This is a genomic window from Baekduia sp. Peel2402 (assembly GCF_052567285.1).
In genome coordinates, this window is the sequence record NZ_CP199582.1 from 3068722 (window position 1) to 3090405 (window position 21684).

A 21684-nucleotide genomic window follows, 5' to 3' on the forward strand; every position below is an offset into this window, starting at 1 on the left:
CGGGCCGGCGGCCCGTGGCGTCTCGGCCACGAGGCGCCACGGGTCGGGGTCCGGTGGGCGTCGCGGAACCTTCACATCCCCAGCGGACCCAGCGTGCGTGCCGATCCACTCCGCGGCGTCGAAGGCGACTGTACGCCGGTTGTGTTTGGTCTGACGATCGGACATTTGTCCGGGCCCGAACCGAAAATGGGGGAATGAGAAAGCCGCAATCAGCGGTTTCCGGGGAGAACCGCTTTCAGGTCTTTCGGTGTGATCACGCGGACGGCGAGCAGCGCGGGCGGCGCGAGGCAGAGCACGGCGAAGCGGGTGATGAGGCCGGTGGCGCCGTGGGTCGGCAGCAGGAACTCGCCGGCGAGGCCGAGCGTGGCGAGGACGAGGATCGCGCGCGTCAGGCGCCCCCACTCGAACGGCACGACGAACAGCCGGCGGGTGAGCACGTGCAGGACGGTGACGATCACGACGTACGCGCCGCACAGCGCGATGCCCGCGCCGGCGATCCCGAGCGGGCCGACGAGGGCGACCAGCAGGATGACGTTGACGACCAGGCCGGCGGCCGTGGCGGGGAAGTTGCGGGTCGTCACCTTCGCGCGGCCGGCGACGGTCACCAGCACGAGCACCAGGCCGTAGAGCGCCCAGCCCAAAGCGACCCACGGCAGCGCCTCGGACGCGCCGTAGTAGGACGGGTCATCCGCCAGCGCCTTCACCGCCCAGCGGCCGACCAGCAGGACCCCGCAGACCACGGTGCCGGTGACCGCGACGTACGCGGTCGTGACGCGCGCGTAGAGGCGCGCCGCCTGCGCCTCGTCGGTCACGCTGTAGGCCAGCGGCGGCCAGGCGGCCTGGAAGCCGCGGACCGCGACGATCACCACCGTCGACAGCTTGGCGGCGAAGCCGTAACGGCCCGCGGCGTCAGCCGACTGGGCGTGCAGCAGGTAGGTGCGGTCGACGACGTTCAACGCGAACGCGGCCGCGTCGGCGGGGACGGTCGGGCCGCCGAAGCGCAGCAGCACGCGGGTCCCGCGCGGCGGGCGGAACGAGACGCGGTCGCGGTGCAGCACCCACAGCGCGACGAGGATCACCGCGGAGGCTCCGTAGTTGCCGAGCACGTAGCCGCGCGCGCCCTCGTCGGAGATCACGACCAACCCCACCGTCAACGCGACCGTCAGCAAGATGTTGGAGATCGCCGCGATCACATACACCTTGAGTCGCTCTTCGACGCGCAGCAGCGCGTTGGCCATCTCCAGGTTCGTGAACACCCACAACCCGAACAACCCGATGGACATGAGCGTGGCGTCCTCGTGAGCGAGGATCAGCCGCGAGAGCGGAGCGGCGAACACCAGGCCGAGGGCGGTGATCGCGGTCGAGGCGTAGAGGGTCCAGGCCGTCGCGGTGCGCGCGAGGCCGATCCGCCGCGCGTGGTCCTCGTCGTCGAACCAGAACCGCACGAACGCCTCGCCGATCCCGAAGCGCAGCAGGATCGACGTGAAGATGATCGCCGTCAGCAGGTTCTCGGCGTAGCCGTAGTCGGCCGTGCTGAGGTGGCCGGTGTAGAGCCGGAGCGTGACGATCGCCAGCAGCGCCGAGAGGATGCTCGGCGCCTGGTAGGCGAACGTGCTGGCCAGGAGGCGGCGAATGAGGGCGGCCATGGACGGAGCCGTGGAGCGTAGCCCGGGGGCGGCGCCGGCGCGCTCGTCGGATAGCGTGGCGGGCTCGTGCCCGAGCTGCGCCCGCTCTGCCTCCTGCTCCTCCCCCGCCCGCTGGAGGGCTTCATCCTCCGCGAGCAGGCGGAGGACCTGTTGCGTGCCGAGGGCGTGGTCGCGGTCGATCCGCCGCGGGTGCCCTACGGCGCGCTGGCCCGACTGCCGCATCGCCTCGCCGACCGGCTCGCCAACGGCGTCGCCAAGCGCCTGCTCAAGGCCCTGAAGCGCAACGGCGACCGACCCAAGGTCATCGTGATCTTCCACCCCGTCCAGGTGCTGCTGGCGCGCGCGATCCTCGAGCGCGAGCCCGACTGCGAGCTCTGGTACGGCCGCTGGGACCGCTACGAGCACGCCTACGACGCCAGCCCTGTCCGCCGCGCGCGGCTGACCGAGATGCACGCGACGGCCGCAAAGCTCAGCGCGCTGACGTTCGTCGCCTCCGACGAGCTGGCGCGGCTGGAGCGCGAGGAGGAGCGCGAGGCGGTCCTGGTCCCGCTGAGCGCCGATGGCTTCCCGGCTCCGGACCCGGCCAGCAGCGTCATCGCGGTCTCGCTCGGCCACCTCGGCTGGCGCACCGACTGGTCGCTGTTGCGTGCGGTCGCCGAGCGGATGCCCGAGCTCGTGCTGCTGCTGATCGGCGCCTGGCACGACGACGAGAGCAAGGACGACCCCGACTACGCGTGGTGCCGTGCGCACCCGGGCTTCGTCTGGCTCGGCGCGCGCACCGACGCGGAGGCCGCGCGCCTGATCCTGTGCGCCGACGTCGGCATCGTCCCGTTCAAGGTCGAGCCCTTCAACAACTCCGGCCTCCCCTACCGGATCCTCAAGTACGCCCGCCTCGGCCGCCGGACGGTCACGCCGGACCTGGCCGGGGTCAAGACGTGGTCGGAGGCGGTGACGACGGCCGTCGACGCCGACGCGTTCGCGGCCGCGCTGCGCGAGCAGGCCGGGACGCGGACCGCGCCGCACGCGGAGCTGCGCGAATGGGCGCTGGAGCAGACGGCGGACGCCCAGAACGCGCCGCTGTGGCAGCGCCTGAGAGAGCTGGGAGTGGCATGACGCCCGAGATCGTCCGCGGCGGCGTCGAGCTGGTGCCCGAGCTGCGGCCGCTGTGGCTCGCGCTGCGCACGCATCACCACGGCGTGGCGCCGGAGATGGGGCCGGTCCGCGACGACGAGGAGACGTGGCGCCGCCGCGGCGGGCAGTACGAGCAGTGGCTGACGACCGACCCGCGGAACTTCGTCCTGGTCGCTCGCGACGACGACGGCCGCGCGATCGGCTACGCGTTCGCCCGGGTCTACAACGCCAACTCGGCGACGTGGGACGGCGAAGGCGCGGTCCTCGACGTCGAGACGCTGAGCGTCCTGCCCGAGGCGCGTGGCGCGGGGATCGGCTCGAAGTTGTTGTCGATGATGCGCGAAGAGGTCGCCGCGCGCGGCTACCAGCGCCTCGAGCTGACCGTCATCGCCGGCAACCGCGACGCCCGCCGCTTCTACGAGCGCGAAGGCCTGGAGGAGACGTTCATCATCCTCCGGGACACCCGAGGTACGCGGTGAAGCTGCCCCGGCGCTCGCCGCGGATGAACCCGTCCGGCGGTGCGTTGGTCTTCGGCGACGCGCCGTCGGCGAAGCCGTAGCGCCGCAGCAGCTTGTCGCCGAGCAGGAGGAGCGCAACGCCGCTGTCGCGCTGGACCGCCGAGCGTGAGCCGACCTGCTTCTGGGAGGCGTCGAGGATCCAGCGCGTGTCGGGCACGAGCCGGTAGTTGGGCAGCGTGACCGGCCCGCAGGCGCGGCCCTCGCGCACCGTCTGCGTGTGCAGGACCGCGACGAGGTCGTTGTGCGTCGAGCGGATGAAGCGCAGCTCGGTCGCCAGGCGGTCGAAGGCGTCGGCGCGGATCACGACGAAGGCGAGCCCGGCGACCACGGCGACGGCGAGGAGCGCGCGCGAGCGGGTGACGAGGTAACCCGCAGGCAGGCAGAGCGCGACCGCTGGGACCGTGAGGTAGCGCGGGAGCACGGAGAGGCCCGCCGCAGAGGACGCGAAGAACGTGAACGCCCCCGCGAGGAAGAGCGCGAGCGGGACGTAGATCGCGCGGCCCTCGCGCTTGCGCCACGCCCACACGACGCCGAGGACGGCGGCGATCGCCACCGGTGGACGCGCGGTGTCGGCCAGGAACGACGCGAAGTCGCCCGGGACCTCGGAGAACGACTTGGAGCGGTTGAGCTCGTCGGCGAGGTCGGAGGTCGAGTGCAGCGAGAAGAGCGGGTCGCCGGTGACGAGCGCATCGACCGCGCACCAGATCAGCGGCGCGATGAGCGGGACCGCGAGGATCGACCACAACGGCGTGCGCGCGCGGTAGGAGAGCCAGAGCCAGTAGGCGCCGCCGAGCACCCACGCCTCGGGGCGCAGCAAGCCGGCGAGGACGAGCAGGACCCAGACGGCGCGACGGCCGCGCGGTGCGCTGCGCTCGGCTTCGAGCGCGGCCGCCCAGAGGACGAGCGCGAGGAAGGGCTCGTCGACGTAGGCGCGGGCGGCGTAGAGCAGGAGCGCGAAGGAGGAGCCGGCCAAGAGGGCGGCAACGACGCCGGCGCGGCGGTCCCAGATCGCGGTGCCGAGGCGGTAGACGGCGTAGGTGAAGGCGACGTGGCAGAGGCAGGTGAAGAGCACCAACAACCGGTCGGCGTGCTCGCCGAACAACCCGAAGAACCAGCAGATGGCCAGGTACAACGGGTGCTGGGTAGGCGCCTGGTAGGCCTCGAAGGTCGGGAGGTGGCCGGCGCCGATCTCGCGGCCCCAGACCAGGTGGTAGTAGGCGTCGTAGTTCGGATAGGTCGGGACGAGCGCCCAGAAGAGGACCGCGACGACGGCTAGCGCGCCGACGACCAGCAGCTCGGTGCGGCGGGTCATGCCGCGATCGGGTCGGCGTCGGCGTCGGCGTCCGGCCGCTTGCGGTGGCGCGGGATCAGCGAGAAGGCCAGGCCGGTGCCGAGCAGCGCCCAGGTCAGCGGGTCCTCCAGGAACGACGCGTAGGACCAGGTGTGCAAGACCAGCGCGGCGAAGGCGGCGGCGATCGCGGCGCGGACCGGGTCCTCGCGGACGCCGCGGAACAGCACGGCGAAGGCGGCGACGAGCAAGGCCAGGTACAACGCCAGGCCGGCGATGCCCTGCTCGGCGGCGACGGTCACCGGGATCGTGTGCGAGGCGGAGACCGCCTTCTCGGCCGAGCCCTTCTCCGCGCGCCGGTAGGCCCGCGAGAACGCGCCCGAGCCGTGGCCCTTCAGCGGCGCGTCGGCGAACAGGTTCACGCCGCCCTTGACGAGGTCGTAGCGGCCGGACGTAGCGCTGTCGGCGGACTTCGAGCTGCCGAGGTCCAGCCGCACCGACGAGGGCGCGACGAGCACGAACAGCGCGCCGATCACCAGCGCGGCGGCGCCGACGGTGAGCGCGGCGCGTGGGGACCAGCGCGCGCCGGCGAGGACCAGGAGGCCCAGCAGCAGCGCCGCGAAGGACGACTGGGAGAGGGTGAGGACGAGGCCGGCCCAGAGGACGGCGAGGACGGCCGCCGAGACCCACACGTCGCGCGAGCGGCGCGACCAGATCAGCACCGTCGAGACCCCCAACATGACGATCGCCAGGAAGCGCCCGTAGATGTTGGGGTCGAAGAACAGCGAGTTGACGCGGAAATACGACTCGAACTGGTTCGAGGCGATGACCTTGGGATTCAGGAACAGGTGGCGCGTCGCGTACTCGACGAAGCCGATCCCCGCGAAGACCAGCGCCAGGCCGACCAGCACGCCGAGCACCCGCACCGCCAGCTCGCGCGACCACTCGATCCGCGCGAGCAAGGCGAACAACAACGTGAACGGCACGTAGAAGAAGACGACGTTTTCCAACGCCTTGTCGAAGTCGTCGGAGTACGAGGACTGGACGGCGTAGAGCACGACCGACAGCGCGACCAGCCACTCCAACACGGTGGCCTTGCGCTCGGTCTCGGGGGTGGGTGGGTCCGGGTCCCCGAAGATGCGCGGGATCGCATAGGCCAACGCGCCTGCGCCGACGACGAGGTAGAGCGGGACGAGCAGGTTCGACGTCGAGCCGCCCGAGGAGATCGGGACCCGGAACGGGATCGCGAACGCCGCGGCGAGCGGGAACGCCCACGGGCGGCGGTCGAAGAGGACCGCGAGCGCGGCGAGCGCGACCACGCCGACCACGACGGCGACCGCCGCCAGCGACGGGTGGTCGCGCAGCGGCGCCACCTGCTCGGTGTCCCAGATGTCGGACACCAACAAGACCGGCGCGAGCGCCAGCGCCCCGAGCGTCGACCACGCACGGGCACGGGCGCCGTTGAGCAGCACGGCGCCGGCGGCGAAGAGCGCCGCGATGATCAGCGGGACAGGAGCGTCCACATCCGGGCCATCAGCGCGCTGGTGGCGGGGTCGGAGTCTTCAGCGACGCGGCGCGCGAACGACGGGAAGCCGGGCCGGATGACCAAGCCCTTCCCGAAACGCGCCGCGATCACCACGGTCTTGGGATCGTCGGGGTCGTCGGTCACGGCGTTGGAGAGCAGGTCCGCCTCTTCGCCGGTGCGCTCGGTCGGCTCCCACGCCTCGACGTCCTGGAAGACCCCGTCGGCGCCCTTGAAGAGGTCCAACTTGGGGTCGTTGGTGAAGTTGGTGAGGTCGGTCGTCTTGGTCTGCAACGCGCCGATGCGCATCCCGAACAGGTCGGTCGTACGGCGCACGCTGGGCTTGACGAAGCGCCCGGTCTTGGTGTCGAAGCCGACCGAGCGGCGCAGCGAGTCGGTCCCGGTGGAGACCACGGTCCCGCCCGCCTTGACGAACGCCCGCAGCGCCGCACGCACCTTGGTCGGCAGCCAGCGCGCGTCGCCGGGGATCAGCACGCCGGTGTGGCCGGTCAGCCGCGGCCCGCTGCCGCCCAAGAGCGCCAGGTCGGTCGTGATGTCATAGCGCTTGCCTTGGCCGTCCATCCATCGGAAGACGTTGGCCTCTTGATCGGCGAAGCCCTGCGGTAGCCCGTCGCCCGCCCAGACGCGCACGGCGCGCGCCGGCCCGCCGAGGTCGAGCGTGTTCGGCGCGCCGTCGCCGTCGTCGTCAACCGGGTTGCGGCCCTGCCAGGTCGTGTAGGGCAAGACCACCAACACGCCGTGCGGCTTGGCGGCGGTGCCGGCCACGGCCGCGCGCGCCTGGACCGGGAAGACCACGCGGGTGGACTTCGTCGCGGTGTGCGCGGTGAAGACGTACATCCTGGACTTCCCGCCCGGCGCCTCGAAGCGCACGTTGGGGGTCGTCTTGGGGTTGTTGGACCGCGCGCGGACCGTCGCCGTCCCCAACGGGCGCACCTCCCAGCGATAGCGCGCCTGGCGGGCGTCGACCTTGATCTCCACCGTGTCGCGCGCCTTCACCGCGGTCACCGGCGTCTGGGCGCCGAGGTAGCGCACGGTGATCCCGCCGCGGCCAGGGAGCTTGCCGCGGTCGAGGATGGGCAGGCCGGTCTTGCGGTCCAGCGGCGCCGAGCTGCCGATGTTGCCCGGGAAGTCACGCCACTGAAGGACCACCAGGTAGGTGCCGGCCGAGGCGCGCGCGCCCGAGTCGGTCGTGCCGTCCCAGTCAAACGTCGTCACGCCCTTGGCCATCTTGCGCTCCAGGACGAGCCGCGGCATGCCGGGCGCGGTCTTGAAGATCATGATCTTGGCCCGGTAGCCGGCGGGCAGGAAGCGGATGTGCGCGGGTTTGCCGTCGGGCTCGGGCAGCAGCTCCGGGCCGTAGGCCGGGCTCGGGCCGATCGAGCGGACCTTCGGCTGGGGCGGCGTCGTGTCCTTGACGATCGACCGCTGCGGGATCAGCGAGCGGCCGAGGTGGCGCAGCGTGATCCGCACGCGATAGGTCCCGTCGGGGAGCAGCTGGCCGTCGTCGTCGCGCCCGTCCCAGGACAGCGACGGGTCGATCGGCCTGTAGGCGTCAAGGTGCTTGTCGTCCATCAACGTGCGGACGGGGTCGCCGTCGGCGTCGAGGATCTCGACCGTGACGTCGTCGGCCTTCTTGACGCGGAACGTGATGTGCGAGCGGTCGTAGCGGCCGTCGCCGTTGGGCGAGAACGTGTAGTTGGCCCGGAAGAGCTGGACGACGGTCGGCGCGTTCTTGAGGCGCTGCGCCACGAAGAACGCCGCGAAGGTCGCGGCGACTAAGACCCCGAAGATGACGACCGGCGCGCGTCTCAAGGCAGGTCGACGAGCGACGCGTTGGGGATGTCGGCGCTGCGGTAAGCGTCGTCGCCGTGGATCGCGGCCAGCGCGAGGCGGATCGAGCCGCGGTGGCAGACGATCAGGACCGGCAGCGGGCCGCTGCGGGCGGCGTCGATGCCTTCAAGGACGCGGAGCTGCTGCTGAGCGAACGACTCGCCGCCGGGGAACGCGAACTGCGGGTCGGCCGTGATGTAGGCGTTGAACAGCTCAGGCTCGGCCGCGGCGACCGCGTCGAAGGTCTGGTCGGTCCAGTCGCCGCAGTCGGTCTCCGCGAAGCGCGCGTCGTCGATCGGGTGGTGGCCGATGGCCTCCCCCACGATCTCGGCGGTCTCGCGGGCGCGATGCAGCGGCGAGCACAGCAGCGCCGCCCACTCACGCTCCGACGCCACGCGCGCCAGCTCGTGGGCCTGCTCGCGGCCGACGGCGTCCAGCGGCACCGGCAGGTGGCCCTGGAAGCGGCGGACGGCGTTGTACTCGGTCTGGCCGTGGCGGGCGAGGGAGACGAAGGACATCAGGTCGACTCCATCGTGTCGCTTCGCAGGCCCAGGCGCAGGGTCTCCAGCGACAGCACGTCGCCGGGCGCGATGTTCCCGAGGTTGACGTCGAGCCCGAAGCGCTTGATGAACCACACCTGCTGCACGCGCTGCGGCGCCTCGAAGATGATGTTGTCGGGGTCGATCGCGTGGACGATCTCGTCGATCAGGCCCATGCGGACCTCGCCGTCGGGCCGGAAGATGCCCGCGGTGCCGGACTCGCGCGCCTCGGCGATGACCTTGTGGGCGCCCGCCTCCAGCTCGCCCTGGATCTCCTCGACCCAGCGGTACGGGGCCATGATCCGCTCGGCGTCCTTGGAGCCGACCTCGGAGAAGACCGTGAAGTCCTGCGCCAGGCGCGCGACGATCTCGCGCTTGCGCTCGGGCTCCAACGCGATCGTGCCGTCGGAGACCTCGACGTGGGCGATCCCCAGCGTCTTGCACCAGTCGACCAGCCCGTCGAGGCGGTCGTCGCGCAGCGCGATCTCGGTCAGCGTGCCGCCGAGGACGACCGGCACGTCGTGCGCGGCGTAGCGAGCGAGCTTGTCCTCCAGGTTGCCCGTGACCAGCGCCGTGCCCCAGCCGAGCTTGACGATGTCGACCGCGGCGCCGGCGACCTCCATGAGGCCATCGACCTCCGCGCAGGAGAGGCCCTTGTCGAGCACGTGCGTGAGCCCGCGCTCGCGGGGCTTGGGGCTGCGCTCGGGGAGGTCGAGGAACCCGGCCACGGAAGGAGGGGTGACGGGCCTCAGCCGGTCGTGCCGGTCTGCTGCGGCGAGACGTTCTGGTCGGAGCCGACCGTCACGACCACCGTCGCCGCATCGCCCGCGATCGTCTTGGAGCCGGCCGTCAGCGGCTGGATCGAGTCGCTGCCGACGTCGATCGCCTTGGCGACCTGGTCGGCCTCGGCGCGGTGGCCCTGCGCGAACTCGACGAGCGTCGCGGAACGGTCCTGCGTGGCCGCGTTGGTGACGTTGCCGATCTTGTACTTGGTGTTCTGGAGGCGGTTGGCGACGCCGCGGGCTAGGCCGGGGACCGTCGTGCCGTTGAGTACGGCGACCGTGTAGGTGCCGGGCTTGGGCGCCGAGGACGGCGTCGTGGTCTTCTTCTTGGTCGTCGACGTGCCGTCGTCGGCGGCGTTGGAGCTGTTGTCCGCCGCGACGGTCGACGGCGGCTGCGTGCCGGTGTCGTCGCTGCTGAAGACGCCGGAGAGCAGCAGGCCGCCGACGATCAGGACGACGACGATCGCGCCGATGGCGGCGAAGAGCCCGGTGCGCGAGCGCGGCTCGTCGTCATCAGGATCTTGCAGGCGCGCGGCGGTGGAGCCGGCCGGACCGTTGGGCGGGACGCGCAGCGGCTGGCCGGGGCGCGCGGGCGGCGTCGGCGTGGGGGTCGGCGTGGCCGGCGGGGACGCGGCGGCGGCGCCGTTGGCGGCCGGCATCGCGGTCGTGGGCTGGCCTGCGGCGCCCGGCGGGGTCTGGGTGGCGGTTCCGGCGGCGCCCGCGGCGGTGGCGGCCGCAGCGGCAGCGCCGGCCGGAGCCGAGGCGGCCTGGCCCGCGGGCGTCGCGGCGGCGGGGCGCGGCTGGCTCGCGGCGGCAGCAGCGGGCGTCCCCGGCGTCGGCGCTGCGGGGCGCTGCGGCTGGACGACCGCGCGCTGCTGAGCGGCCGCGACCGCGCGCTCTTGCTGCTCGGCCGCGCGCTCGGGCGAGCGGCCCGCCCATTCGCGCAGGCGCTTGACCTCACGGGCCTGGGCGAAGTACAGCAGCGAGAGCACCGCGAGACCGAGCACGGAGGCGAAGCCGGCGTACGCCCCGTACTGCTCGATCTTGTCGGTGACCGAGAGGGCCAGGATCGACGTCATGCAGGGGGGCATGCTAGAGAACGGCCTGGCCCGATCCGCCGTCGGTCGCCACGCCGCGCAGTTCTGACAGCTCGGAGACCTTCGCCGCGAGGGCCGCGGCGTCCCCTTCGAGGACCAGGAGCGCGACCTCGTCGAACATGGTCTCGACAGTTCGAGGGTCCAGCCGTTCGCGCTCTGCGCGCAGGATCTTCTCGGCGGGCGTGGGCTGCGTCGTCTCGTAGGGGTTGAAGAGCTCCTCGTCGAGCTTCTCCCCCGGCCGGCGCCCGACCTCCTCGATGACGATGTCCTCCCCGGGACGCAGCCCGGACAGCTCGATCATCGTCTCGGCCAGCTGCCAGATCGCCACCGGCTCGCCCATCTCCAGCACGAAGATCTCGCCGCCGACGCCCAGCGAACCGGAGCGGATGACCAGCTGGACGGCCTCCGGGATCGTCATGAAGTAGCGGGTCATGCGCCGGTCGGTGACCGTCACCGGGCCGCCGAGCGCGATCTGGCGGCGGAAGATCGGCACGACCGAGCCGGACGATCCGAGCACGTTGCCGAAGCGGACGATCGCGTAGCGCGTCTTGGGCCAGCGGTCCTGCGCGGCCTCGACGGCGTACTCGGCCAGCGCCTTGGACGCGCCCATCACGGTCGCGGGCGTCACGGCCTTGTCGGTCGAGACCAAGACGAAGCGCCCGACGTTGTGCTCGCCGGCCACGCGCGCCATCAGCCGCGTCGCGATCGCGTTGTTGCGCACCGCCTCGACCGGGTTGAGCTCCATCAGGCCGACGTGCTTGTAGGCGGCCGCGTGGAAGACGACCGTCGGGCGGTGCTCGGAGAAGACCTCGCGCATGCGCTCGCCCTCCTTGCAGTCGGCGAGCACGACGGCCATCGCGGACGGGTGCACGTGGCGCTCGTCCTCCAGCTCGCGCTGGATGCGGAAGAGGTTGTCCTCGGCGTGGTCGAGCAGGATCAGCTTGCGCGGGGCGACGCGGGAGATCTGGCGGCACAGCTCCGAGCCGATCGAGCCGCCGGCGCCGGTCACCATGACGACCTCGCCCTCGAGGTAGCGCCCGACGCGGTCCAGCTCCATGCGGACCGGCTCGCGGCCGAGGATGTCCTCGATCTCGACCGGACGCGCCTGGCGGACGACGTTGGCGATGCCGCTGCCCCCGCCGCCCTTGAGCAGCTCGAAGACCGTCGGCAGCGTGCGGACCGCGATGCCGCGCGCGCGGCAGGCCGAGACCACGCGGGCGCGCAGCGTGCCAGGCGCCGACGGGATCGCGATCGTGACCTCGTCGGGCTCGACCTCGTCGAGGATCCGCGACAGCTCGTCGGTGCGGCCCAGGACGCGGATGCCGTCGATCCGCATGCGGTGCTTGGTCGGGTCGTCGTCGACGAAGCCGACCGGGCTGAGGCCGAGGTCCGGGTTGCGGACGATCTCGCGCAGGACCAGGCGGCCGCCGTCGCCGGCGCCGATGATCAGCACGCGGCGGGCGCCGGGGCGCGGCCGGAAGCCGCTCAGCGGGCGCTCGTAGACCGTGCGGGCGATGAACCGCGAGCCGCCGATGAACACCAGCGCCAGGAGGAAGAACGTGACGACGACGCCGGTCGGGACGCTGAGCGTCGTGTCGCCACGGCCGGACGGGACGCTGACCGGGTGAAAGAGCGCGTTGAACGCCGGGACGAACAGCGTGGCGACGATGACCGCCTGGACGATCCCGACGTAGTCGCGCTGCCCGACGTAGCGCCAGAACTTGTCGTAAAGGCCGAAGAGGGTGAAGATCAGCAGGCTCGCCGCGACGACGTAGGGCAGCGTCTCCGCCAGCAGGTCGCCGTAGAACGTCGGCATGCCACCGTCGAACCGGAGCCGGTAGGCCAGGAGGTAGGCCAGCGCGACCAGCACCGCGTCGATGCCGAGCTGAGGCAGCGAGTGGCGGTGCAGGGGCAACGCAGCCTGGCGGAAGCGCCGGCGCATCGGAGGCATTGTACGAGGACCACCGGTCTCAAGCCGGAGTTGCGGGGACCGATCACTCTGGGGAGATGGTGAGAGCGATCGTGCTCGGAGCCGGTCCGGCCGGCGAGCGACATGCGCGCGCGTTTCGCGCGTTGGCTGATCGCTGCCTGGTCGCAGGCGTCTACGACCCCGATCCCGAGGCCGCCAAGAAGCTCGCCATGACGCTGGGAATCCCCTGGCTGGAGGCTCTGGAGCCCGCGTTCCAGGAGGCGCACGTCGCGATCGTCGCCGGCGCCGTGGAGACGCGGCCGCGGCTGGCCCGCGCCGCGCTCGAAGCGGGCCTCGACGTGCTGATCGAGCCGCCGCTGGCGTCGACCGTCGAGCTGGCGCACAGCCTGCTGAGCGCGATCGTCCGCGCCCCGCGCCGCCCGGTGGCGATGGTCGCCTTCGACGAGCACTTCGATCCCACGGTCCGCGAGCTGCGGGCGCTGGTGGCCGATCAGACCCTTGTGAGCGTCCACGCCGACCGCATGGACCCGGCGGTGACGGGCCCCGCGCCGGAGCTGGACGTCGTCCACGCGCTGATGTCGCAGGACCTGCAGTTCGTGCTGGCGCTGAGCGGCGAGCCGATCGCCGCCACCCAGGCCGCCGGGCGCCGCATGCGCCGCGGCGGGCCGATCGACCACGCCCAGGCGCTGCTGGTCTTCGAGGACGACCTCGTCGCGTCGCTGGTCGCCTCGCGCGCCAGCGCCGGCCACGTGCGCCGCGTGTGGGTCACGACGACCTCCGCCGAGATCACCGCCGACCTCGGGACGCGGACGATCGAGGCGCACCGCACGACCTCGACGACCGGCCGCCACGAGTCGGTCGTCCAGCGGATCGAGCTGCCGCACGTCGACCCCACGGCCGCCCAGGCCGCGGCCTTCTTGCAGTACGTCGAGCGCCGCACGTCGCCGGAGGTCGGGATCGGCCAGGCGATCGCGGTCCAGGAGGCGGCGCTGGCGATCGTCAAGCGCGTTGAGCTGATCGCTCATAGGCCCGCCACGCGGCGCGGCCAGCACGCGGCGTAGCGGCGCGACTGACCCCACCTGTCGATGGGTACGCGTCGCTGCGTGCTCAAGAGCTTCGGAGTGATCACCGCCCTTGCGGTTGCGGTTGCGGGCGCCGGCGCGAGCGTCGCGGTCGCCCAGGCGGACACGTCCTACGGCGGCGGCGGACTCCCCGACCGGGCCAAGGCGCCCACGTTCACCCGCTACCTCGACAGCTGGGGCGTCGGGCTCCGGCGATCAGCGGATGGCGGCACGGTCGGCCTGCGCGTGACGTTCTCGCTGCGGTGCGCGAGGCCGGGCGGCACCGGCTGGAGGTCGACCGACGCGGTCGTGCGCGGGACGGTCGCCGCCGACGGGACGTTCCACATCAGGGGCGCGCGGGCCAAGACCTCGGAGATGGGCACGGTGCGGGTGACCGCTGACGGGACGTTCGCGGCCGCGGGCCGGGCGGACGGGACCGTGTCGGTGAGCACGTCGCTGGGCTGCGGGCTGTCCAAGCGGCCCTTCACCACGCGGCAGGTCGACCTGGCGGCGCCGGCGGCGAACGCGGCGCCGGCACCCGTCGACGGGTTGTTGTACGGGATCACCGACGAGGGCGGCGCGAGCGCCGTGCCGCACCCGGTCGTGGTCAAGGTCGAGGACGGCGCGACGACGGCGCACGCCTACATGTCCTACGGGTTGCGCTGCCGGGGCCGAGACCGTCACGGGCCCTACGACACGCGCATCACCTTCCAGACGCTGTTGGCCGAGGCGCCGATCGCGGGCGGGGCGTGGACGACGGCCAAGGCCACCAAGGAGACCAAGCACGTGCGGCGTGACGCGGTCTGGCGCGGGACGTTCGACGGCGCGGCGCTGCGCGGGAGCTTCCACGACACGCGACGGGTCGTCGATCCCCGACAGCCAGAACGCTGCGCGGCGGGAACCCACGGCTTCGTGGTGCTGCCGTGAGGCGCGCGCTGCTCGTCGCGGCGGCGGCCGGCGCCCTCGGCGTCCCGGGCGTCGCCCACGCCCAGGCCGGGGCGCTGCCGGCGGTCTACGGCGGCGGCTCGACGCCCGCCGCGCCGGTGCCGGCGGCCCAGCGCCTCCAGGGCTCGTCGCAGAGCACCGCGGTCGGCCTGCGGCGCGCGCAGGAGCCCGGCGGCGCGTGGGTGGTCAAGCTGCGGGTCGCGATCGTGGTCCACTGCGGGAAGACCGCCAACGGCAACCTCCGTGGCACCGACGTGAAGGTCACCGCGCCGATGAACGCCGACGGCACCGCGTTCTCGATCGTCGCCAAGCGCCTGACGGTGCCCGAGCTGGGCAAGGTCCGGCTGTGGGCCGACGGCACGCTGACGCCCGCGCGGGCCGACGGGACCGCGCGCGTCGTCGCCAGCGGGTTCAAGTGCGGCGGCGAGGTCCGGACCTGGTCGGCGCGCCCGGCCGACCCCGGCGCCCCGCCGCCCGCGGCCGCGGCCGCCCCGGCCGACGGCGTCCTCTACGGCGTCACCTCTCAGGACTTCGGCAGCTACCCGCGTGGGCTCGTCGCCCAGGTCGGCGGCGCCGGCACGTCGCTGCACGCGTTCTCCTCCTACGAGGAGCGCTGCCACTGGACGATCAAGGGCCGCAAGACGACCGAGCCCGACCGCGTGCAGACGCTTCTGGCCGAGCAGCCGATCGCCGGCGGCCGGCTGGACCTGAGCAAGACGGCGAGCGAGACGCGGGCGCAGCGGCGCAAGGGGATCGACGCCTACAGCCAGCAGCTCGTGCGCTCGGCCTTCAGCGGCCCGGCCTGGTCCGGGACGCTGCGCTACGCGCTGCGCTTCGCGCAGGGGCGGACCGCGGTGCGCTGCGCCTCGCCGACGATCCGCTTCGTGGCCGCGCCCTAGCGGCGCGGCGCGCGGGCCGTCAGCGGTCGGTCAGCGGCGAGAGCACCAGGGCGAGCAGGTCGCGTGGGTCGCGGCGGGTGCGCTCGGGGGTGGTCGAGAGCGCGCGCTTGGTGACGACGACCTCGTCGGCGGAGGTCAGCTGGTGCAGGCGGCCGTCGGCGATCAGGCGCTCGTCGACGGCGCCGAGGCGGCCTTCGAAGGTCGTGTGGACCGGCGTGCCGAGCGCGACGGCCTCGCGGTTCATGGTGCCGCCCGCGGAGACGACGAGGTCGGCGTAGGCGATCAGCGACTGGGCGTCGATCGCGCGCTCGGGGACGATGAAGCCGCCCGCGCGCTCCAGCTCGGCGCGCTGGTCGGCGACGCGCGGCAGGACGACGGTCTGGGCCTGCTCGCGCAGCTTCAGGAGGACGTCGCCGAAGAGGTCGTTCTCGAAGCGGTGGTAGAGCGAGACGCTCGGCGGCGTGCGGACGACGGCGATCGGCTGCGAGGGGTCGAGCGCGAGCTCCTGCAGAACCGCGGCGTCGGGCGCGAAGTCGGAGAGGTAGTACTCCTCCTTGAGCCCCGCGTAGGGCCGGATCTTGCCCTTGGCGCCGTAGCGGTAGAGGCGCTCGGGCGGGATCACGTCGGGGACCACGACCGCGTTGCCCAGGCGACAGTTCACGGTGTGCTGCACGGTCGCGAACTCGTAGTCGAACATCGTGCTGCGCGGGATCCGCAGCAGCGCGGCCGCGACCGTGACGTCGTTGGAGCCGTGGCCGATTGCGATGTCGAACTTGCGGCCCCGCGCGTACCGCGTCAGCGCCGCGCTGCGATCGAACAGCCCGATCGCCTTGGCGCCGAGCTTGGCGCCGCGGTGGCGGCCGATGACCTCGGCGCCGAGGTCGAAGCGCTCGGCCAGCGCGACCGTCTGCGCGAAGTCGCGCGCGGTCACCGCCACCTCGTGGCCGTCGGCCCGCAGCGCCTCGATCAGCGGTCGCAGCACGAGGACGTGCGGGGAGTTGGTGAGGTCGAACCAGGCGCGCACCGGGCGGCGACGCTAGCGGAGTGGGAGGATCCGAGGCGATGAGCGCGCTGCCCGATCCCGCCTTCTGGTCCGGCCGCCGCGTGCTGGTGACCGGCGACACCGGCTTCAAGGGCGCGTGGCTGTCGCTCTGGCTGACCGAGCTGGGCGCGACCGTGATCGGCCTCTCTGACGGCGTGCCGACCGAGCCGTCGCTGTGGGCGGCCGCGAGCGTCGGCGACGTGGTCGAGCACCACGACGGCGACGTGCGCGACGCCAAGCGCGTGGTCGAGGTGGTCCGCGCGGCGCGGGCGGAGGTCGTCCTGCACCTCGCCGCGCAGCCGATGGTCCGGCGCTCCTACGCCGAGCCGGTCGAGACCTACGCCACCAACGTGATGGGGACGGTCCACGTGCTGGACGCGATCCGGCGCGTGGGCGGCGACCACGTGGCGGTCGCGGTCGTCGTGACGTCGGACAAGTGCTATGAGAACCGTGAGTGGCCATGGGGCTACCGCGAGGACGAGCCGCTGGGCGGCCACGACCCCTACTCCTCGTCCAAGGGCGCGGCCGAGCTGGTCACGGCCGCCTATCGCTCCTCGTTCTTCAGCGGCGACGGGGCGCCCGCGATCGCCAGCGCCCGCGCCGGCAACGTGATCGGCGGGGGCGACTGGGGCGAGGACCGCCTCGTGCCCGACATCTACCGCGCGGTCGCCGCCGGGCAGCCGGTCCGGATCCGCAACCCGCACGCGATCCGTCCCTGGCAGCACGTGCTCAACCCGTTGTCGGGGTACTTGCGCCTGGCCGAGCGGGCCGCCGCCGACCCCACGCTCGCCAGGGCCTACAACTTCGGTCCGGCCGAGGACGACGTCCGCCCCGTCGGCTGGATCGTCGAGCGCCTCGCCGTCCACAGCGAGACCGACGACGGCCCCCACCCCCACGAGGCGCACTGGCTCAAGCTCGACTCCTCGCTGGCGCGCACCGCGCTGGGCTGGCGCCCGGCCTGGGACCTCACCGAAGGCCTGCGCCACACCGCCGACTGGTACCGCGCCCACCGCGAGGGCGAGGACGTCGCCGCGCTGACGCGCGCGCAGATCGCGGCCTTCGGGCGCTAGGCCGCGCGCTTGGACCAGACGACGACCGACGACGAGTTGTTGGGGTTGATCCCGAGCACCTCGGCGCGTGCTTCCTCGATCGTCAGGCGGCCGGCCGCCTCCGCGTCGCGCAGCACCGCGATCAGGTCGCGGTTGTAGTCGTTGCGCTCCGCGTATTCGCGCGAGCTGCCCTCGCGATCCTCGGCGCCGGGCAGCTGCCAGCCGACCGGCTCGACGTGCACGACGGTGACCGCGGGCGCCAGCGCCAGGATCTCGTCCAGGAGGGCGGGCGCGACGTGCGGGATCTGCTCCAGGCTGTGGACCGAGAAAACGACCGCGTGGCCCGCGTCGCGGCTCAGGTCCGCAAGGTCCGGATGGTGGTAGTCGAAGGCGCGCGACGTCAGGCGCTGGCCGGGCAGGTGCGGCGCGAGCGCGTCGGTCGCCTCGCGGCCGGCGGTCGTGTACTCGGCGGCGACGTACTGCGCGTCGGCGGGCCCGCCCGCCAGCCAGACCTCGGCGAGGTTGCGCCCCCAGCCGGCCCCGAGCTCGACGACCAGCCCCGCGCCCGGACGCGCGGCCCGCAGCACCGACGTGACGATCAGCTGCGTGAACGCGCCGAGGACGGCGCCCTGCGGCAGGCGGGTGCGACGACCGTCGACCACGACGTCGACCGGCTCGGGGTCCAGGAGCCGCGGCCAGAGCTGGTCGATCACCGCGCCAAGCACCCGCGTGGGGGGCGGGCCCGGCGCGATCGCCCGGATCGCGTCGCGCGCGACCGGCCACTTGTCCGTGCCGTACTCGCGCTCGATCCACGCGTGGTCCCGCCGCACCTCCGCCATGGCGCGCGAGTCTACGCCGCGGCCAGCGCGCTCCGGACCGCGGTGGAGACCTCGTCGGTCTGCGCCGCGGTCAGGGCCGCGGACATCGGGATCGCGAGGTGGGTGCGGGCGGCTTCGGCGGTGCCGGGCAGGGCGTAAGACGGCGCCCATTGGCGCATCGGCGGCTGCTCGTGGACCGGCGTGCGGTAGTAGGGCCGGGCGCCGATGCCGGCGTCCGTCAGCGCGGCGGCGAGGCGGTCGGCCTCGGCGTGGCGGATCACGTAGAGGTGCCAGGCGGGGCGCGCGCCGGCGGTCGCGCGGGGCAGCGTCACGATGCCGTCCAGCGCGGCGGCGTAGCGGTCGCCGGCGGCGACGCGGGCGGCGGCCCAGGCGTCGAGCTGCGGGAGCTGCACGCGCAGGATCGCGGCCTGGAGCTCGTCCAGGCGGCTGTTGTAGCCGATGTCGACGTAGTCGACCTTGTCCTCTGAGCCATGGAAGCGCAGGGTCCGGACGCGGTCGGCCAGCGCGGCGTCGGCGCAGGTGATCGCGCCGCCGTCGCCGAACGCGCCGAGGTTCTTGGAGGGGTAGAACGAGAACGTCGCGATCGTGCCCAGCGCGCCCGGGCGGCGGACGCCGTCGGCAGTGGCGATCGTGGAGCCCGCGGCCTGCGCGGCGTCCTCGACGACCGGCACGCCAAGCGCCTCGATCTCGGCGACCGGCGCGACGTTGCCGAACAGGTGGACGACGATCACGGCCTTGGTCTTCGGCGTCAGCGCGGCCTTCACGGTCTCGGCGGTGACGCACATCGTGTCCGGGTCGACGTCGCAGAAGACCGGCACCGCGCCCGTCGGCGGGATCGCCTCAGCCGACGCCCAGAACGTGAACGACGGCACGACGACCTCGTCGCCGGGACCGACGCCCAGCGCGCGCAGCGCGATCGTGATCGCCTCGGTGCCGTTGGCGACGCCGATCGCGTGACCGGCGCCCAGGTAGGCGGCGAACTCGGTCTCGAACGCCTCGACCTCGGGACCGAGCACGAACGCACCGCCGTCCAGGACGCGGTGCACTGCGGCGCGGAGGTCGGCGCGCAGCGGCGCCCGAGGCGAGGTGGGGTCGAAGAGCGGGACGGGCATCGCGGCGAAGCGTAGCCCGCGCGCGGGTAGGGTCCGGCGCGGTGCCTGCTTCTTCAATCACCGTCGTCGCGGACGCCGGGCCGACGGTCGGGCTCGGGCACTTGAGCCGCGCGGGCGCCGTCGCGGCGGCGCTGCGCGTCCAGGGCCACGAGGTGCTGACGCGGACGCTGCGCGGCGGGGCGGTCGAGCACGACGGGATCGCATGGATGGCGCACGAGGGCGTGGCCGGCGACGGGCCGCTGCTGGTCGACGCCTACGGCGCGGACCTCGCGGCGCTCGGCGGCGGCCGGCCGGTGGCGACGTTCTGGGACGGCGTGGGCGACCCGCCGGACGACGCGGCGCTGGCGATCACGCTGAGCGGGCCGGACGGCGTGCGACTGGCCTGTCTGCGTCCGATGTTCTGGGGCGGCGGCGCGCCGCGGCCGGTCGCGGAGGTCGCGCGGCGCGTGCTGGTGACCACCGGCGGCGGCGCGGCCGGCGGCGCGGGCGCGCTGGCGGCGGCGGTCCGCGACGCGGTGGCGGCGGCGCCCGGCGGCGTCGAGGTCGCGCTGCTGCTCGGGCCCTACGCGACCGAGGAGCCGCCGGACGGCGTCGAGGTCGTGCGCGCGCCGGAGCGGATGGTCGACGTGCTGCAAGCCGCCGACGTCGTCGTCTCGGCCGCAGGCCAGACCATGTTGGAGGCCTTGTGCGCGGGCACGCCGTGCGTCGCGCTGGCCGTGGTCGACAACCAGCGCGCGCAGCTGCGCCGCGTCGGCGACGCGGTCCGCGCGGTGGCGGACGTCGCGGGCGCGGCGGCGGCGACCGCGGAGCTGCTGGGCGACGCGACGGCGCGGCGCGCGCTGGCCAGCGCCGGCCGCGAGCTGGTTGATGGCTTTGGCGCGCTGCGCGTCGCGGCGCGAGTGGCAGCGCTGTGAGCGTCGCGACCGTCGCCGTGCTCGGCCTCGGCTCGGCCGGGCGCCGTCACGCGGAGTTGTTGGAGGAGTTGGGCGTCGCGGTCGTCGGCCACGACCCGGCGGTCGCGGACGGCGGCGGGGCGGCCAGCGTGGACGACGCGATCGCTGCCGCCGACGCGGTCGTCGTCGCCTCTCCGAGCGCCCTGCACGCCGAGCACGCCGCCGCCGCGCTGGCCGCCGGCCGGCCCGTGCTGGTCGAGAAGCCGGTGGCGACGACGGTCGCGGCGGCGCGCGCGCTGCAACCCGCCGCCGGCCTCGTCGCCGGCGTCGCGATGAACTGGCGCTTCCACCCTGCGGTGCTCGCCGCCCGCGCGCTGCTGGCCGAGGGCGCGCTCGGGCCGATCCTCCAGGCGCGCGTCTCCTTCGGCTACGACCTGCGCCGCTGGCGGCCGGAGACCGACTACCGCATGTCCTACAGCGCGCGGGCCGACCTCGGCGGCGGGATCGTCCTCGACGCGATCCACGAGCTGGACTACCTGTTGTGGCTGCTCGGCCCCGTGACCTCCGTCGTCGCCGAGACCGCGCACGCCTCCGCGCTGGAGCTCGACGGCGTCGAGGACACCGCGCTGGCCGTCGCCCGCCTGGCCTCCGGCGCGCTGGCCACCATCGACCTCAACTTCCACGAGCCTGTCTACCGGCGCGGCTTCCTGCTCGTCGGCGCCGACGCCACGGCCGAGTGGGCGTGGGGCACCGGCCGCGTCGTCGTCCGTCGCCCCGACGAGGCCGACCAGGCGATCGCCGTCGACGAGGACGTCCGCGCGACCTACCGCGCCGAGCTGGCCGACTTCCTCGACGCGATCGCCACCAGCCGCCCGTCCCGCGCGACGCTCCAGGACGGGATCGCCGCGCTGGCGCTCGCCGAGGCGATCAAGCAGTCGGCCGCCGAGGGCCGCCGCGTCACGCTCGCCTGAGGCGCCCGCGCAGCGCGGCGACCGGCGTGTCCCACCCCGCGGTCAGCAAGTGCTCGACCGCCGCGCGGTCGGCGACGCGGTGCACGGTGCCGCTCGGTGGCGGCGGCTGCGGGGCCCGCGGCGCGGTCCCGGACGCGATCGCCGGCCAGGTCTCGGCGAACAGCGCGGCCATCGCCTCCTGCAGGCGCGCGTAAGCCGTCGCGAGCGTGTCGTCGCCGGCCAGCAGGACCGCGCGCTGCGCGATCACGTCGCCGGTGTCGACGCCCGCGTCGACGTGGTGGATCGTCACGCCGCTGGGCGTGTCCTCCAACACGCTCCACAGCGTCGGGTCCGCGCCGCGGTTGTAGGGCAGCAGCGCGATGTGGAGGTTGACGACCGGCCCGGGCGCGGCGTCGAGGACGTCGGCGCGCAGGATCCGCCGGTAGCCGTGGCTGACGACCGCGGACGCGGCGGCGAACGTCTCCGGCGCCACGTCGGCGTCCGGTCCGAGCGCGACGACCTCCTCGCCCGCCGCGCGCAGCCCGGCGAGCACGCGCGAGTCGTCGCGGCCAAGGAAGAGCACGGGCACG

General features: G+C 73.6%; 20 protein-coding genes. 8 read left to right on the forward strand and 12 right to left on the reverse strand.

Features of this window, described 5'->3' with window-relative positions:
- Positions 1-209 precede the first annotated feature (209 nt).
- Entirely contained in the window at positions 210-1646 is a 1437-nt protein-coding gene (locus tag ACT01A_RS15010) for a lipopolysaccharide biosynthesis protein (RefSeq protein ID WP_445147893.1), read from the reverse strand.
- Positions 1647-1712: 66 nt separating this feature from the next.
- Here ACT01A_RS15010 and ACT01A_RS15015 point away from each other — a divergent pair, with 66 nt between their 5' ends.
- Together ACT01A_RS15015 and ACT01A_RS15020 are read left to right on the forward strand one after the other, a co-directional pair.
- On the forward strand, positions 1713-2759 hold the full coding sequence (locus tag ACT01A_RS15015; RefSeq protein WP_445147894.1) for a hypothetical protein: 1047 nt from the start codon (positions 1713-1715) through the stop codon (positions 2757-2759).
- On the forward strand, positions 2756-3256 hold the full coding sequence (locus tag ACT01A_RS15020; protein ID WP_445147895.1) for a GNAT family N-acetyltransferase: 501 nt from the start codon (positions 2756-2758) through the stop codon (positions 3254-3256). Before ACT01A_RS15015 ends, ACT01A_RS15020 begins: the two co-directional genes overlap by 4 nt.
- Here the strand turns inward: ACT01A_RS15020 and ACT01A_RS15025 are convergent.
- From ACT01A_RS15025 to ACT01A_RS15055, 7 genes are read right to left on the reverse strand one after another with little or no spacing between them, the layout of a single operon-like run.
- Entirely contained in the window at positions 3225-4607 is a 1383-nt protein-coding gene (locus ACT01A_RS15025; protein WP_445147896.1) for a hypothetical protein, read from the reverse strand. The two genes, ACT01A_RS15020 and ACT01A_RS15025, sit on opposite strands and share 32 nt — an antisense overlap.
- Positions 4604-6106, reverse strand: coding sequence for an O-antigen ligase family protein (locus ACT01A_RS15030; RefSeq protein ID WP_445147897.1), 1503 nt, complete (start codon positions 6104-6106; stop codon positions 4604-4606). Before ACT01A_RS15030 ends, ACT01A_RS15025 begins: the two co-directional genes overlap by 4 nt.
- Positions 6085-7938: a FlgD immunoglobulin-like domain containing protein gene (locus ACT01A_RS15035; protein WP_445147898.1), complete on the reverse strand. Its 1854-nt coding sequence runs from the start codon at positions 7936-7938 to the stop codon at positions 6085-6087. The genes ACT01A_RS15030 and ACT01A_RS15035 overlap by 22 nt, the downstream gene beginning before the upstream one ends.
- Positions 7935-8474 carry a histidine phosphatase family protein gene (locus ACT01A_RS15040; RefSeq protein WP_445147899.1) on the reverse strand — a complete coding sequence of 180 codons (540 nt, stop codon included), beginning with the start codon at positions 8472-8474 and terminating at the stop codon, positions 7935-7937. Before ACT01A_RS15040 ends, ACT01A_RS15035 begins: the two co-directional genes overlap by 4 nt.
- On the reverse strand, positions 8474-9223 hold the full coding sequence (locus ACT01A_RS15045) for a phosphosulfolactate synthase (protein WP_445147900.1): 750 nt from the start codon (positions 9221-9223) through the stop codon (positions 8474-8476). The genes ACT01A_RS15040 and ACT01A_RS15045 overlap by 1 nt, the downstream gene beginning before the upstream one ends.
- Positions 9224-9243: 20 nt before the next feature.
- The gene (locus tag ACT01A_RS15050) at positions 9244-10356 is read right to left on the reverse strand and encodes a LytR C-terminal domain-containing protein (RefSeq protein ID WP_445147901.1); all 1113 of its coding nucleotides are present in this window, start codon (positions 10354-10356) and stop codon (positions 9244-9246) included.
- 13 nt (positions 10357-10369) lie between these two features.
- Positions 10370-12316 carry a polysaccharide biosynthesis protein gene (locus ACT01A_RS15055; protein WP_445147902.1) on the reverse strand — a complete coding sequence of 649 codons (1947 nt, stop codon included), beginning with the start codon at positions 12314-12316 and terminating at the stop codon, positions 10370-10372.
- Between the two features lie 65 nt (positions 12317-12381).
- Between ACT01A_RS15055 and ACT01A_RS15060 the strand changes: the two genes are divergently transcribed.
- From ACT01A_RS15060 to ACT01A_RS15070, 3 genes are read left to right on the forward strand one after another with little or no spacing between them, the layout of a single operon-like run.
- Positions 12382-13365 (forward strand): Gfo/Idh/MocA family protein, encoded by a 984-nt coding sequence (locus tag ACT01A_RS15060; RefSeq protein WP_445147903.1) that lies wholly within the window; start codon positions 12382-12384, stop codon positions 13363-13365.
- A gap of 42 nt (positions 13366-13407) precedes the next feature.
- Positions 13408-14292: a hypothetical protein gene (locus tag ACT01A_RS15065; protein WP_445147904.1), complete on the forward strand. Its 885-nt coding sequence runs from the start codon at positions 13408-13410 to the stop codon at positions 14290-14292.
- Entirely contained in the window at positions 14289-15209 is a 921-nt protein-coding gene (locus ACT01A_RS15070; RefSeq protein WP_445147905.1) for a hypothetical protein, read from the forward strand. Before ACT01A_RS15065 ends, ACT01A_RS15070 begins: the two co-directional genes overlap by 4 nt.
- 19 nt (positions 15210-15228) lie before the next feature.
- Here the strand turns inward: ACT01A_RS15070 and ACT01A_RS15075 are convergent, their stop codons facing one another.
- Positions 15229-16233, reverse strand: a complete 1005-nt coding sequence (locus ACT01A_RS15075) for a DUF354 domain-containing protein (RefSeq protein WP_445147906.1) — start codon at positions 16231-16233, stop codon at positions 15229-15231.
- Between the two features lie 38 nt (positions 16234-16271).
- On the opposite strand from ACT01A_RS15075, the gene rfbG reads away from it, so the two are divergent.
- Positions 16272-17321 (forward strand): CDP-glucose 4,6-dehydratase, encoded by a 1050-nt coding sequence (gene rfbG, locus ACT01A_RS15080; protein WP_445147907.1) that lies wholly within the window; start codon positions 16272-16274, stop codon positions 17319-17321.
- Here the strand turns inward: rfbG and ACT01A_RS15085 are convergent.
- Both ACT01A_RS15085 and ACT01A_RS15090 read right to left on the reverse strand, forming a co-directional pair.
- Positions 17318-18139 carry a hypothetical protein gene (locus ACT01A_RS15085; protein ID WP_445147908.1) on the reverse strand — a complete coding sequence of 274 codons (822 nt, stop codon included), beginning with the start codon at positions 18137-18139 and terminating at the stop codon, positions 17318-17320. The genes rfbG and ACT01A_RS15085 overlap by 4 nt on opposite strands.
- A gap of 11 nt (positions 18140-18150) precedes the next feature.
- Positions 18151-19251, reverse strand: a complete 1101-nt coding sequence (locus tag ACT01A_RS15090) for a DegT/DnrJ/EryC1/StrS family aminotransferase (RefSeq protein WP_445147909.1) — start codon at positions 19249-19251, stop codon at positions 18151-18153.
- 41 nt (positions 19252-19292) lie between these two features.
- Here ACT01A_RS15090 and ACT01A_RS15095 point away from each other — a divergent pair, with 41 nt between their 5' ends.
- Together ACT01A_RS15095 and ACT01A_RS15100 are read left to right on the forward strand one after the other, a co-directional pair.
- A complete protein-coding gene (locus tag ACT01A_RS15095) occupies positions 19293-20165 on the forward strand; it encodes a hypothetical protein (RefSeq protein WP_445147910.1) in 873 nt (290 codons plus the stop codon).
- Complete coding sequence (locus tag ACT01A_RS15100) at positions 20162-21115, forward strand: Gfo/Idh/MocA family protein (RefSeq protein ID WP_445147911.1); 954 nt, start codon at positions 20162-20164, stop codon at positions 21113-21115. Before ACT01A_RS15095 ends, ACT01A_RS15100 begins: the two co-directional genes overlap by 4 nt.
- On the opposite strand, the gene ACT01A_RS15105 is transcribed toward ACT01A_RS15100, so the two are convergent.
- On the reverse strand, positions 21102-21683 hold the full coding sequence (locus ACT01A_RS15105) for a formyltransferase family protein (protein ID WP_445147912.1): 582 nt from the start codon (positions 21681-21683) through the stop codon (positions 21102-21104). The genes ACT01A_RS15100 and ACT01A_RS15105 overlap by 14 nt on opposite strands.
- Between the last annotated feature and the right edge of the window lies 1 nt (position 21684).